Here is a 14,668-nt window from a genome sequence, read left to right as displayed (position 1 = left end):
TAAATTACTTATTCAGTGTAGCTTGCTTCGAGCGTTACGCCAGAATATGCGCTATATCCACGTAGCATAACCCAATAAGTACCTGCGCCACTGGTGATGTTACATGATTCGCTATTCCCCCAGCGGTAAGGGCGGCAGTCATAGGTTGACGTGGTTGGTTTACTGCCTTTTCTGACGTACAGGTCTGCATCACCTGATCCACCAGAAATACGTACAGTCACATTAGACGCGCCTGCTGGTAGATCAAAATAGTAGAATGCAGTATCAGATCGCGCACCGCTCAACCCTTCTTTCGCGACACCATTGATGAGCTTGGCGGGGTCGTTATTTGGGTCAACTAGTTGTATCTGCTTTGATGTCGAGGCAGATGCCCCCGTTGCATCTGTCACTGTCAGTGACACAGTGTAAGTACTATACGCTGCATAGTTGTGACTCACATTGGCACCAAAGCCGTTGTTTGAATTGTCACCATAGCTCCACTCATATTGGCTAATCGCACCATTTGGAGAGCTTGATGCTGTGCCATCAAAACTACAGCTTAGTGCATTACAGTCAAATGAGAAGTTAGCAACAGGCATAGGATCACTGTTGTTATCCCCATCTGGGATTTGGTTATTGAAGTGTGTTGCCACTTTTGGCCAGATCAGGCTGACTTTTGCCCCCTTGTTGTGGCAACCACCTAAGTGGTGCAGCGCGATGACTTTGTTGCTTGCAGCTGCCAACACCGGTGATCCAGAAGAACCCCCAATGGTGTCACAGTAGTAACCTAAGTCTGTACCAGTACCTCTGCCATTGGCATTGGCATCATTGACAGAGCACAAGCCGGTGCTATCACGATCGGACTCGATTGACAGCTCTTTCGGATTACCCGAACCGTGCTGGGGAATGTAAATACGTTCACCTTGTGTTGCATTGCGCACATCAAGACCGAAATAACCAAATGGCTGCGCTTTTGCAAAGTCATTGATGGTGAACAGTGTGTAATCAAGGGTATAGTCTGTTGAAAGGAAGTCTTTACCTGTAACTTTGACCACAGTTTCAAGGGTTGAGCCATTACATGCGGTATGCTGATAGTTAAACCAAACTTCAGTATTGGCCAACTCGGAAGCGCTTTCTACACAGTGGTTATTGGTAAACATACGGTTGTCAGGGCCAACACGCCAGCCCGTACAGAGACCACTGCCGTTCATGAGTAGACGCGCAACAGGGCGGCTACGCTCAAACTCTGTTGGATGAGTATTTGACCAGCATTGGACGTCTTGTCTTTCCATTGCACCACACGTTGAACTGATGCCAACGTCGGTTGCAGGCGCCATCTGTGGCTCATTTTCAGTACCGTGGTCATAATAATCAATGATGGCGTTTTGCATCACGGTGTTTTCGCTGCCAGGTGTGTACTCTACCACTGCGGTATCTGCAGAAATAGACATGGCTGAGAAACTCGTGACACCATCGTCACTTTGACTCAATGTGGCGGCACGCATGTTGTTTTCTGTGTATTCATAGCGCTCAGTGCCATCTTCTGAACGCACAACGAGTTTGCCACCGCCAGCTAAATTAATATTTTTAAAATGTAGTTTTAGGTAGCTTGCATTAGGATGCGTGACCTTTTGGGTGATGACGTTGGTGCTGCTTTCAGCGTCGTTAGCATATGTCGCAACGGCATGAGGTTGAATCACTAAATTCAATTCAGCACGTTTACCAATGGTGGCCATGCTGGCTTTGCTCGTGTATTGCATCATTTGGGCTTCTGTTAGCGCAGTCGTTTGCGCCATGCTACTTGCTGATGCGAGCGCAAGTGCAGATAGTAAAAAACGAGTTTTCATTTATGTTCCTTGTTAGTGTGGTTGTTGAATAAAAATTAAACATCCACGAAACAAAATAATCCTATAAATCCCAATTGTAAAGAAATTGATAATCAAATATTTTTAATTTGTGTTTTTTAAGCGTCGTGCTGGAATCCCGTTTCGCTTGGCTTGGAATAGAGCGCGTTTGTCAGGATCCGATGAGCGTTCAATGGCGAGTGTAAGCAAGCGTTCCGTCTTTTCTATATCCCCCTTGGTGTAGTAAATACGTGCCAGTTCAAAATAAGGTTCTGGGATATAAGGGGTCTCTAAAATGATGTCTTTTAACTCTCTTATTGCCTTGTTGTAGTTGCCTTTTTTCATCGATCGTTGAGCAAGTTGAATTTTATCAAAGGGCGTTTCAGCACTGTTTTCTATACTGGCTTCGAGCAATTCGATCAATTGGGTATCGGTCTGCTTTTTGGCCAAAGAGAGGTAGTTGACGAGCAAGTTTTGACTTGTAAGCTGATGCTGATTGGCATATTCAAATATTTTTAGTGCGTCTGTGGCGCGTCCGCTTCTGCGATGTAAAACGGCCGAAATATTGATGAGTTCTGGATCGTATGGCGCGTAGTGTAACGCTTTTGTTAACATGCTGTAGCTCATGTCAAAGTCTTTTTCTAGCAGTGCATCAACTGACTTATTGGCATAGTATTTGGCAACCAAATCTTGGAATGTGGCGGTGTCTAGGTAGAAGCTATCTTGAGCTGGAAAATAATCAACCACCGTACCTGCGCGAATAATCTCAATTTCTTCGTCATTGTTCGTCGACTTCGGGGCAAGTAGTTTGGTGCGAAAGTGATTGGACACGAGAATCGTATTGTTACTTTTACGGAATACTGGAATGGTGCCGACTTCTCTAAACGTGGTGTCCACTTGGGCGAGTGTTGCATACGCTTGAGTTAATATGGCCAAAGAAATGCAGTTTCCTTCATTTCTCTGCAGTGATTCTTGCGCAGTGAGTGTATCACCATCATACGTAAACCTATCAAGACGTTGTTCAAGGTAATTAAATACGGCTTTATCTGGTCGAATTCCATTGTCTAACGCCTTGTTATAATGAGCTAAAAATTTGACTTGCTCGTGCTCTGGCAAAGAGAAAATAGTGGCTTCATCAATGGTTGGTTGAAGAGTAAAAGCAGTAGCACTAAAGAAGTCAGTAACTTTCGGTATCGCTTGCTGTTGGGGTGTATGGGTCTGAGCGCATGCGCCCAGCAGCACAACTAAAGGTAACAAAACCAAATTTTTCATCATTTAACGCACTCCTTCAAGATGCTTGGTCAGGGATTAGTTATGTCATGTATTTGTATGATTATCAATAAAATAACAATTACTAGATTGAAAAGTGCGGGCAGAGTGATGGGGGCACGTATTGCCTAGTCTTTTATTCAGGATTTTTGCTAATGAGTATGCGGTACGATTCCGGAATCGACACGATGTTATGTCGAAACTGAGTCACTTATTTTGATATGAAAATTTTAAGTGTTTGAAAATAATGATTTTAATTTCTGGTACGTTTTTCGCTGAGATACCAAGGTATCACTGTTGATACGCAACCTCGACGAAGAGTGAAAATTGTATGGATATTAAGATCCCGTCCCATAAGTCATCTGCAAACAGATATCGCTGGGTGATATATGGATGCATATGCTTGTTTGCGAGCGGAGTGTTATTCTATATAACAGCCAGTTCAGCCATTGAGATTGAGCGAGACTCGCTCATCATTGCCCCTGTTATGCGTGGACCTTTAACACGGACCATAGACGCTTTTGGTAAACTGCAAAGTGCGCATCAGCAAACCATTACGACCTTAAGCGCAGGCACTGTTACAAGCATCGTCAACAAAGCTGGCCAAGCTGTGGTCAAGGGGGAAGTTATTGTTATTTTGAAAAATGATGATTTGGTATTCAAGCAGGCTCAAACGCAGCAACAACTGCTTGAGATGCGAGTACAATTGGAACAGCAAAAAATTTTACAGCACCGTGAGCGACTTACCGAGCAAGCAACATTAGATGAGTTGAAAGGCGAATTGGCCACTTTGCAGTTTCGCTATCAAGCACAGCATGAATTAGCACAACAAGGTGTAATTTCTAAGTACGTTTTTTTTCAAACTCAAGCCAGTCTGGACAGCACAACACAGCGACTTGTGTATGCAGAAACACGTATGAGGCAACTTAGTGAGCTACATCAACATGAATGTGCAATCATAGAAAATAAAATCGCGTTGAAAGTGCAGGAACTCACCGTACTCGATAATAAAGTAGCGGCATTGATGGTGCGAGCGCCCAGTGATGGGGTTATTGAGCAGATGCCTCTGGGGCTGGGTGAGCAAGTACAAAGTGGTGGCTACATTGCCACTCTTGGCAATCAAAAAGCATTCACCGCCGTACTTCACGTTGGGCAATTACACGGCCAACAGATCCAGTTAGGACAACGCGTTGAAATCAAGGTTGGTGATGAAGTGGTGACAGCTGAAATAACACGTATTGATCCTGTTGTGACTAACCACAGCATTGTGGTTGAGGCGAGGTTACCACCTCAGATCCCCACAGCTGCGCGGCTCAAACTCAGCATTACCGCATCGATTATCATCGAACACTTGCAGGATGTCGTCTATATTCGTCGCCCTGCGAACCAGTTAACGCTTGAAAGTGGGTTGCTCTACAACGTTCTAGACACGCAAGAAACAGAATTGCTAGAGGTGGTATTTGGTGTTGATGCGGGCCGTTATATCGTTGTCGAGCAAGGCTTATCAGTAGGTCAAAACGTCATTATTTCGGATCTCAATAGCCTTGCACTGCAAGGTGCAACCATTGCCATTAAATAGGAGTCGACATGCCGCATATTATTGAAATGAAGAATATCGGAAAAGTCTTCGAAACGTCCGATTTGCAGACGCATGCATTGAGAAATATCAATCTCGTGATTGAATCAGGTGAATTTGTTTCTGTTTCTGGTCCTTCTGGGTGTGGAAAATCGACGTTATTATCGATTATGGGGTTGCTAGAAACGGCCTCGTCTGGCGAGTATCTCTTAGCTGGACAGCGGGTGGACGCGTTGTCATTTGATCAGAGCGCTGAACTAAGAAACAAGCATATCGGATTTATTTTCCAATCTTTTAACCTCATAGAATCGTTGAATGTGTTCGATAATGCGGCATTGCCACTGCGTTATCGGGAACCAAAAATGACCGCCGAGCAAGTAAAAAAAATAGTTTTGAATTGTCTAGATAAAGTGGGGCTGTCACATCGCTTAACACATCGGCCCGGTGAATTGTCAGGTGGCCAACAGCAGCGTGTGGCCATAGCGCGCGCCCTCGTCACTCAACCAAGTATCTTATTGATTGATGAAGCGACGGGTAATCTTGATTCTAAAAGTGGGGATGCGGTGATGTCACTAATTGGGGAGCTACACCAACAAGGGACTACCATTTGCATGGTCACCCACGATCCTCGCTATGCTGACATGGCCGCGAGGCAAATTAAGCTGTTTGATGGTGAGTTACTGGGCAGTGCACAAATCAGCCGCTCCAACCAGACTCAGTTTAACGGAGTAGCTTGAAGCCCATGATGTATTCACATTTATATTTTCGACAATCTATAGTCATTACTGCTGTATGGGCGATAGCAATGATCAAACAGAGCCGAGCACAAGGAGAGTAATATGTGGAAGGAATCTCTCAGCGCAATTATTACGCTGTGTGCCAAACCTAGATTTACACTGGTGTTCGTTTTTTTATTGACCATGGCCTTGGCTGGTGGATTGGTGGTCAGTCTCTTCTATTGGCAAGCTTATGCCCCGTTGCCCTACACGCATGCAGATAGGCTCGTATGGTTGCACGGTACGATGGTTAATCGGCAAGAAGAACCGATTATGGATAACGCACTGTCAAATATGGCTGCCTATCATATTAGTAGTCGCACATCACAACTTGAGCTTATCGCCCCAATTTTTTATGGAGAGCTTTTATACACAACGCATGCCGCTGCGCCGCAAGTAAATGTAACCTATACTCATCCGAATTTTTTTACCTTATTTGATTTAGAATTGCGTGCCGGTCGTTATTTCAACCAAACGCAACACAATGGGACTCGGGAGGTGGTTATTAGCGAATGTTTTGCACATCGCTATATGCGAAGTGTTGAACAGCCACTACGTTCTATGACTGAGCTGCTTTCCCAATCAATCGTGCTAGACAATCAACAATATCGTATTGCGGGTGTTGTTGCATGCAGTAATAAAGAGCCCCAGCTAAGTGCGGCAAATTATCGCACTGATGTCTTCATGGACTTTAATAGCACGATCAATTTTGCGCAACCATTGTTAGAACATCTTACAGTGAGACAAAACACCTTTGTTGTCGGTCGTCTCAAAAGGTCCAGCACCATCAAACCCGTAGCCCCTGACGTGATAGGCTATCTCAATCAACAGTTTACACAAGGATTGATGAGTCTTAATTATGGCAAAGGTAAACATCTGAAATTTAAATTTATGCCTTTACAAGATCGACTGAAAGCGCCGTTGAAGCGCACCAGCCACTGGTTGCTACTGGGTGGGAGCGCATTTTTACTCATCACGTTAGTTAACTTATTCACCTTTTACTTATTGGAGGTTAAGAAACAACATAGTGAATTGGCTTTGAAGGTGACCTTGGGTGCAAAACTAAGTATGTTACGAGGCGCACATTACATTCAATTGAGTGCGTTATTTTTGATCTCCGCATTGTGTGCCATGCTGCTGAGCGAAATAACGGTGTATGTGATTAAACAGGCTGCAGCTTCAACGTATGCACACATTCACTGGTTAACGATCAGATGGTGGCACCACGTTTTCATGGTGGGGGTTGCACTTATTTTATCTGCGAGTTTTGCCAAGCTTGGGTTGTCCCACTTGTCTTTTCGGCATTTACATAGCCAAATGCATGGCGCAGGTAAGGGCCAGGTCAAGCAGCTACCGCACTGGTTGACCGTCAATGTCCTGATCACCCAGCTCAGCGTGGGGATCATTGTCTTGTGCACCACCGCTTGGTCATCTATCTATTTTACTCATCGCCTTTCAACACCTGTCGGTATCGATGATCAAGGGGTTATGTTCATTGAGCGTCAACAGCACTCATGGGGCAAAGAAGCCGCGCATGTTGCCGCGCGCAAACAGTTATTTTTTGCTAATCAGCAAGCGCTGTTGGCACACCCAAAAATCGAGTCCGTTGCACTCAGTGCCATTATGCCTTTTGATAACCGTTATCTTGCAAGTATTGGTAAGACCCCAAAAAGTGCTGACCAACTCACAGTCAATTCACAGCTTGTTGGCGCTGGCTATTTTCAGCTGCTTGGCCAAAAGGTTGTTGCAGGACGTTCATTTAATCAACGAGATACTGAGCTACGCAACGTACTGATCATGAACCGTCAGGCTGCGTCTCAGCTCGGCATTGATGAGCTGCATATTGGCATGACGCTGTATCCTGGAAATCAGCCACCTGTGATTTTAATCGGAATTGTTGAGGATATTTTTACTCATACAACCGGCGCTTTACCGATCTTGTATTTTCCACACAATTACTATGAGACCAATATGTTGGTGAAGCTGAGGCCGGGTCAAACGATGCATAAATCAGAGGTGGTGGCATTACTCAAACAGCAAGCAGTGGCACAAAATGTACAAAGGTACAGCGCCTTATCAGCACAAATTAGAGAATTAAATAGCACAGCTATGGTGAGCTTAATTGGCGGTATTGGGGTGTGTATTTTGATTGTTATTCAAGTGGTCGTGGGATTATTTGGTTTGTTGGGAAATCTCGCACTAGGCCAGCGGGAAGTAATACGAATTAAACAACAGGTTGGTGCCAAACATCGACACTTGGTGCGTGAACAAGTGAGGTTGCGATTGGGTCATTTCACGGCCGCATTGGTGATTGCAACAAGTGTAATCCTCGTTATTGCAAGTGTTGTCACTGTGCCGATATCCATACTATTCTTTAGTTACGCATTTGCCGTTGTTTTTTTATTTAGCTTACTGTTTTATATAGATATATACCATGTCTATCGGCAGTTGAAAAAAGACTGAAGAGTTGTAACAGATTCTTACAAATGTCACACCCTGCATGGCCTAAATCTTGTTAAGATAGCAGTAGGAAATTATCAATAGGTGCGGTCATGCAAGCAAAGACACTAAAATGGATATTGCCCTTCGTTGCGTTGGGTATCGGTATCGCTGGATTTATGGGCATAAATGCTGTTGCAAAAAATGATGATGAGTCAGATGTCGTAGACACTCGACCTATCGTTGAGGTCGAAGCACTACGAGCGCAAGATCATCAAGTTGTGATCAACAGTTATGGTGAAGTACAACCGCTTGAGCAAACGAATTTGTCAGTACAGGTTTCGGGTGAAATTGAATATTGGCATCCAAACTTCGTCGCAGGTGGTGTGATTAATAAAGGAGATGTGCTCCTTAAAATTGAAAAGGACAATTACCAAGCGGCGCTCTTGCAAGCCGAAGCCACCCTGTCAAGTGCACAAGCCCAGCTCATCGAAGAACAAGCTCTGGCGGATGTTGCCGCAGATGAAGCAAAACGCTTTCCAAATAAAACACACACTGATTTATTCCTTCGCAAGCCTCAGCTACTGAGTGCTCATGCTGCAGTTAAATCTGCTAAAGCAGCATTGAGTAGAGCTCAGCGAGATTTAGACAATTGCGAAGTCGTGGCACCATTTAATGCATTGGTTGTTTCCCGAGATGTCGGCCTGGGTCAATTTGTTAATACCGGTGCTTCAGTGGCGAAGTTAAATAACATAGAGCAGGCTGAGATTATTATCCCGATTGCGGGCTTTGATTCTATTTTCTTGCCAGACAATGTATCTGGTATAGAGGCAACGCTATCGCAAAAAGGCATCAACAGTTTCACGCGCCAAGCCTATATTCATCGAGACTTAGGCGTAGTCGATCAACAAACTCGCATGAACAATCTGGTGGTTCGTATTGATGATCCCTATGGCTTAACAAGCAATGCGCCAGCAATAAAATTTGGTACATATGTTCAGGTTCAATTTGCTGGAAAAACCCTCAAACAAATTTACCGCTTGCCGCAAGAGTTAGTGAATAATCAAACCGTGTGGTTGCTAAATTCAGACGCTCAGCTTGAGCCTCGTACAGTACAGGTTATTCGCGAGGAAGGGGCTTATTACCTTGTCGGTGAAGGTCTTTCAAATAATGATACGGTCGTTGTAACGTTACCTGAATATCCACAACGTGGTATGGCGGTAAAAGTGGCTGGTAGTGAGCAGAGTCAGGGAGATACTGACAATGTGGGAAAGCTATAACGGCAGGGAATGACTATGACTGATCAAATCAAAACTTCCCAAAAAGGGTTAATTGCGTACTTCGCACATAACCCTGTTGCCGCAAACCTGATGATGTTCTTTATCGTGATAATGGGGATTGTGAGTTATGTGACAATCCAGCGGCAGATGTTTCCAAGCCAGGAAATTAACAAAATATCTGTCAATGCATCTTATCCGGGCGCTTCCCCCCAGGAAATCGAAGAGAGTATCTTAATCAAGATCGAGGAAGCGTTGAAAGATGTGACCGAGATTGAAAAAGGAGTCTATCGTGCCACGCGTGGTAATGGCAGCGTGGTATTGGATATTGATACGGGTGCTGACTTAAATGAAGTAACGGAAAAAGTGAGGACTCGGGTCAATGGGGTTGCAACGTTTCCTGCTGATATGGAACCGATCCGAGTTCAGCAAAGGGAATTTCGTCAAGATGTTATTCAAATGGCATTGGCTGCCGATATACCTTTGACTGAGCTGAAGCCACTCGCGAAAGAAATTGAAGATGAGCTGTTACAACTATCAAGCGTCTCTTTGGTTGAGCGCAGCACACCTGCGTATGAAATTGCAATTGAAATTGATCCTGATACGTTGAGACGGTACGGATTGAGCATCAATGACATCAGCAACTCGATCCGTCGTTATTCGGCAAATATGTCAGCGGGTCAGATCCGAACTGAAGCAGGTATTATTTCTGTTCGTGTGGAAAATCAGAAGTACAGCGGTGATGAGTTTAAGCGCATTCCGGTTAAAGTGGGTGACAATGGGGCGAAGATATATCTCCAAGACGTTGCAGTCATCAAAGATGCATTCGTTGAGGGGGAATTCTACTTCAAACAAAATGGTGTCAATGCTGCATTCCTGTCTGTTAAGGCGACAAAAGATCAAAACATGATACCGATCGCAAATACGGTACATGCGTATATCGAACAGAAAAATGAGACATTGCCAGCGGGTGTAACCCTCACCCCCATTGTTGACATGACCTATTATTTGGACGCGCGTTTAGAAATGATGAAAAAGAACATGTTCCAAGGGGCAATTCTTGTGGCGATTATGCTGTCGATTTTCTTGCGTTTTAAATTAGCATTATGGGTCATGATAGGATTGCCAGTGTGCTTCCTCGGCGCCATCATGTTAATGCCTGTATTTGGCATCAGTATTAATATCGTCTCTCTATTTGCATTTATCATGGTACTGGGGATCGTGGTCGATGATGCTATTGTGATAGGGGAGTCCTCATATACTGAAGTGGAGCGCAGTGGCGCGAGCGTTGATAGTGTCGTTCGTGGCGCGAAACGAGTTGCAACGCCGGCAACCTTTGGGGTGCTGACCACCATGGCTGTATTTGCTCCGATGGTTATGTCGAGTGGCCCACAAGGGGCTTTCTTCAAATCTATTTCCATTGTCGTGATTTTGTGTTTGGTATTCAGTTTGATCGAGTCAAAATGGATCTTACCCGCGCACTTAGCACATACAAAGTTTAAGCCTATGCGTGAGAATAGCTGGCGAGCTAAATTCAACAAGCGCTTTTTTGAATTTGTGAATGGCCCTTATCGCCGCACCGTTGAAAAATGCGTGGAATGGCGTTGGGCTGTATTTTTTGGCTTTATCGCAGTGTTTATGATCAGTATGTCACTGATTACCTCTAGCCAAGTGCGATTTATCCCACTTCCGAAAGTGCCGCATGACTATCCTATGGTGAAGATTTTACTCAATGACAATGTGTCAGATGAGCAAACGCTTTCAGCCATGATGAAAGTTGAAAAAATGATGCTAGAAGTGGACCGAGAAGTGGAAAAAGAATACGGCCAGAAGATGCTCAAAGATATTCTCGTTTGGAACGAGGGTCGCAGCGAGGGCTCTGTGCTTGCCGTGTTAGTGGATGAAGACTTACGTCCATTTGATGCTTTTGAACTTTCTCGGAGATGGCGTGAGAACATGCCAACCATTGCAGGCGTTAAATCACTGCTTGTCATTGATGATGTCAATGACTTCGGAGGGGGAGACGGTGAATTTGGTTACCTGCTTTATGGGCCTGATATTGATACCCTGAATGCCGCTGGAAGGCAGTTTATTTCGATGCTGCAACAAGAAAAAGGGTTATTTGATATTAGCTCGACCATTGATCCACCCAGTAAAGAAGTACAGCTTACTTTGAAGCCTGTGGCTTATGACCTAGGGTTAAATCTCGCAGACATAGCAAGTCAAATTGGTAACAGCTTTTATGGCGGGGAAGCGCAGCGTGTGATACGAGATGGTGAAGAAATCCGAGTGATGGTGCGTTACCCAGAACTTGATCGTGAAGCCATTGCCTCTTTAAGGTATGCCTTAGTTAAAACACCACAGGGACAGGAAGTGGTCCTAGGTGACGTGGTTGAATTTATAGAAAAACCAGGCGTAAGTTATATCCGTCGTGAAGGCGGCTATCGCACTGTGTATGTATACGGCAGCATCGATGAGCAAGTGATTGAGCCGTCTGCAGTGGTTAAAAACATTAGAGAAAAGCTCTTGCCTGAACTACAAAGTCAATTCCCTGGTGTTAAATCGGAGTTAGGGGGATCTGTCGAAGATACTCAAGCACAGGCTGATGAACAGAAGTTGTTCTTCGTCGCAGGTATGTTGATTGTGTATATCTTATTAGCTGTGCCACTGAAGAGTTACTCTCAACCATTGATTATTATGTCGGTAATACCGTTTAGCTTAATTGGCGCTGTGTGGGGCCATTGGTTGAATGGCCTAGATATGAGTATGATGTCGACCTTTGGTCTGATTGCTGCCGCGGGGGTTGTGATCAATGACTCCTTGGTGATGACAGACTACGTCAATCAGGTACGTAAAGAAGGCGTAAGATTGAAAGATGCGGTGATTGAAGCTGGGTGTGCCCGTTTCCGGGCAATCACCTTAACATCAATTACGACATTTGCGGGGGTTACACCGATTATATTTGAAACTAGTTTGCAAGCTAAGTTCGTGATTCCTATGGCGATTTCCCTTGGGTTTGCGGTGTTGTTTGCAACCATGATCACCTTAATCTTAGTGCCTTGTTTGTACATTATTTTGGTGGATATAAAACGTGTCTTTGCCAAATTGTTTGGAAAAGTCACCCGTCGCAATAAAGGTTTGGATGAAGGCCGTTCGGCGGAACAGGTATAGCAACGCCACGTAATATTACAAAGCCCAGCGATATGCTGGGCTTTTTTGTTTAAAAGGGCAATATAAAGACGGAAAGTCGTGTGTTATTTTGTGATGTTATAAAGTAATGCAGCTGAGCAGCGTCTGATATCACAAGTAATGAACTATGCATCCTACTTATCCTTTGAGTTAATCAACTCAATGAGGGTGAGAAACCTGCGCTGTACGTAATTTACGGCTGTGATAGACTGGTAGCATAATAATAAATCAGGAACAGATACATGACCAAAGCGCTTACCCCACCGGTGGCAAAAAAAGTACCCTATCATATGGAGAACCACGGGCATCAAAGGACCGATAACTATTACTGGATGCGCGATGACAACCGTCAAGATGAAGAAATTCTGGCCCATTTAAAAGCTGAAAATGCGTACTGCGAAGCAGTGATGAAACCTCATGCTGCATTAAAGGCAACGCTGTTTGAAGAAATGAAAGGGCGAATCGTCAAAGATGATTCATCTGTACCTGTTAAAGATGGGCGTTACTGGTACACCAATGAGGTGAGTGGCGAAGAAGAGTATGGACGCCATTACCGCGCGCTCAATGAAAATATGGACAACAAAGAGTTAATACTCGATGTGAATGAATTAGCCAAAGAACATGAGTTCTATGAGCTTGCTGAACTGATCGTTAGTCCGAATGACGCTTTGCTGGCATATTGTGACGACACTGATGGCCGCCGTATTTACACTGCTCGGTTTAAAGATCTTGCGACAGGCGCATTGTTAGAAGATGTGCTCGTTGAGACCGAGGGACAAATTGTTTGGGGTAACGACAATCAATCGGTTTTCTATGTCAAAAAAGACTTGCAAACCCTATTAGGCTTTCAAGTTTATAGACATGTACTCGGCACCCCTCAAAGTGAAGATGTACTGGTGTATGAAGAGCAAGATCGGCAATTTTACATGGGCTTAGGTAAAAGCCGAGATGAAAGCGAAATCTTTATTTACCTCTCTGCGACTGAAACGAGTGATGTTTTATATTTAGATGCCAATCATCCCGATGGTGAGTTTAAACGCTTGCTTGCACGTCAGGAAGGTCACGAATACGGACTAGAAAAGTTCGGCGATTATTACTACTTGCTGTCAAATAGCGATGCGAAAAACTTCCGCTTGGTTCGTGCCGTGACGGATGAGGTGGGTGACCCAAGTAAGTGGCAAGAGATCATTGCTCATCGAGATGATGTTTTACTTGAAGGGTTGGAACTATTTGATAGCCACTTTGTGATCACCGAACGTGAAAAGGGTCAGATCCGCTTTGTCATTCATGACTACCAAGGGGCGAGTTATCAGTTAGGGTTTGACGATGCTTGCTATTATGCCGGGGTTGCATACAACCCTGAACCCAGTGCCCAATCAGTACGTATTTCGTACTCGAGCTTGACCACACCCAGTAGCATTTATGAGTGTGATTTGGTGACAGGGGAAAAGACCCTCAAGAAACAAATGAAAGTGCTGGGAGATTTTAATCCCACAGAGTATGCCTCAGAGCGTGTACATATTACGGCGCGTGATGGTGAGGAAGTGCCTGTATCGATCGTGTATCGCAAGTCATGCTTTAAGAAAGATGGCACTAATCCTTTGCTCCAGTATGGCTATGGTGCATATGGCTTTACTATTGACCCGGTTTTTTCCAGTAGCACCTTAAGTTTGCTAGATAGGGGTTTTGTTTATGTCATTGCACATATCCGCGGCTCTGAAATGTTGGGACGTCGATGGTACGAGCACGGCAAAAAAGAACACAAAGAAAATAGCTTTAATGATTTTGTGGACGTGACGCGTGCTTTGGTAGATATGCAATATGGTGATGCGGGCAAGATTTTTGCGTCCGGTGGTAGTGCGGGGGGTCTGTTGATGGGCGCCGTAATCAATCAAGCTCCAGAGCTTTATCTTGGCATAGGTTGTCATGTGCCATTTCTCGATGTGTTAACAACTATGTTAGATGAATCGATCCCATTGACGACCAATGAGTATGATGAGTGGGGTAACCCCAATGACAAAGAATACTATGATGTCATATTATCGTATTCTCCTTATGACAATCTGGTTGCTAAGCGCTATCCTAATACTCTGGTTACAACTGGGTTGCATGATTCGCAAGTGCAGTATTGGGAACCAATGAAGTGGGTAGCAAAGCTGAGAGAATTAAAAACGGATGACAATCTCTTAGTGTTTAAAACGGATATGGACTCGGGTCACGGTGGTGCATCGGGTAGATTCAAAAGTTTGCATGAAAAAGCGCTCGAAATGGCATTTTTCATTTCTTTGCTTCCGGAATCGGCCCGCTGATACATCAACT

Annotated in this window: 8 protein-coding genes; 6 read left to right on the top strand and 2 right to left on the bottom strand. The window is 44.5% G+C overall.

Annotated features, from left to right (window positions below):
- Positions 1 to 8 precede the first annotated feature (8 nt).
- Complete coding sequence (locus tag L1286_RS19770) at positions 9 to 1,826, bottom strand: pre-peptidase C-terminal domain-containing protein (RefSeq protein WP_235408737.1); 1,818 nt, start codon at positions 1,824 to 1,826, stop codon at positions 9 to 11.
- 102 nt (positions 1,827 to 1,928) lie between these two features.
- Positions 1,929 to 3,098 carry a tetratricopeptide repeat protein gene (locus L1286_RS19765; RefSeq protein ID WP_235408736.1) on the bottom strand — a complete coding sequence of 390 codons (1,170 nt, stop codon included), beginning with the start codon at positions 3,096 to 3,098 and terminating at the stop codon, positions 1,929 to 1,931.
- Between the two features lie 325 nt (positions 3,099 to 3,423).
- On the opposite strand from L1286_RS19765, the gene L1286_RS19760 reads away from it, so the two are divergent.
- The 6 genes from L1286_RS19760 (at position 3,424) to L1286_RS19735 (ending at position 14,658) form a co-directional block, all read left to right on the top strand.
- Positions 3,424 to 4,671: an HlyD family secretion protein gene (locus tag L1286_RS19760; protein ID WP_235408735.1), complete on the top strand. Its 1,248-nt coding sequence runs from the start codon at positions 3,424 to 3,426 to the stop codon at positions 4,669 to 4,671.
- A gap of 8 nt (positions 4,672 to 4,679) precedes the next feature.
- Positions 4,680 to 5,405 carry an ABC transporter ATP-binding protein gene (locus L1286_RS19755; RefSeq protein ID WP_235408734.1) on the top strand — a complete coding sequence of 242 codons (726 nt, stop codon included), beginning with the start codon at positions 4,680 to 4,682 and terminating at the stop codon, positions 5,403 to 5,405.
- A gap of 102 nt (positions 5,406 to 5,507) precedes the next feature.
- A complete protein-coding gene (locus L1286_RS19750) occupies positions 5,508 to 7,907 on the top strand; it encodes an ABC transporter permease (RefSeq protein ID WP_235408733.1) in 2,400 nt (799 codons plus the stop codon).
- A gap of 89 nt (positions 7,908 to 7,996) precedes the next feature.
- Positions 7,997 to 9,163 (top strand): efflux RND transporter periplasmic adaptor subunit, encoded by a 1,167-nt coding sequence (locus L1286_RS19745; protein ID WP_235408732.1) that lies wholly within the window; start codon positions 7,997 to 7,999, stop codon positions 9,161 to 9,163.
- Between the two features lie 15 nt (positions 9,164 to 9,178).
- The gene (locus L1286_RS19740) at positions 9,179 to 12,331 is read left to right on the top strand and encodes an efflux RND transporter permease subunit (RefSeq protein WP_235408731.1); all 3,153 of its coding nucleotides are present in this window, start codon (positions 9,179 to 9,181) and stop codon (positions 12,329 to 12,331) included.
- 260 nt (positions 12,332 to 12,591) lie between these two features.
- The gene (locus L1286_RS19735) at positions 12,592 to 14,658 is read left to right on the top strand and encodes a S9 family peptidase (RefSeq protein ID WP_235408730.1); all 2,067 of its coding nucleotides are present in this window, start codon (positions 12,592 to 12,594) and stop codon (positions 14,656 to 14,658) included.
- Positions 14,659 to 14,668 lie beyond the last annotated feature (10 nt).

It is taken from the genome of Pseudoalteromonas sp. SMS1 (genome assembly GCF_021530565.1).
In the GTDB taxonomy this organism is placed as follows: Bacteria; Pseudomonadota; Gammaproteobacteria; order Enterobacterales; family Alteromonadaceae; genus Pseudoalteromonas.
This window is presented reverse-complemented; position numbering and strand designations above follow the sequence as displayed.

What these genes read in the sequence shown, in the direction of transcription:
- L1286_RS19770 (WP_235408737.1), bottom strand. Translation starts at nt 1,826, where the DNA reads ATGAAAACTCGTTTTTTACTATCTGCACTTGCGCTCGCATCAGCAAGT.
- L1286_RS19765 (WP_235408736.1), bottom strand. Translation starts at nt 3,098, where the DNA reads ATGATGAAAAATTTGGTTTTGTTACCTTTAGTTGTGCTGCTGGGCGCA.
- L1286_RS19760 (WP_235408735.1), top strand. Translation starts at nt 3,424, where the DNA reads ATGGATATTAAGATCCCGTCCCATAAGTCATCTGCAAACAGATATCGC.
- L1286_RS19755 (WP_235408734.1), top strand. Translation starts at nt 4,680, where the DNA reads ATGCCGCATATTATTGAAATGAAGAATATCGGAAAAGTCTTCGAAACG.
- L1286_RS19750 (WP_235408733.1), top strand. Translation starts at nt 5,508, where the DNA reads ATGTGGAAGGAATCTCTCAGCGCAATTATTACGCTGTGTGCCAAACCT.
- L1286_RS19745 (WP_235408732.1), top strand. Translation starts at nt 7,997, where the DNA reads ATGCAAGCAAAGACACTAAAATGGATATTGCCCTTCGTTGCGTTGGGT.
- L1286_RS19740 (WP_235408731.1), top strand. Translation starts at nt 9,179, where the DNA reads ATGACTGATCAAATCAAAACTTCCCAAAAAGGGTTAATTGCGTACTTC.
- L1286_RS19735 (WP_235408730.1), top strand. Translation starts at nt 12,592, where the DNA reads ATGACCAAAGCGCTTACCCCACCGGTGGCAAAAAAAGTACCCTATCAT.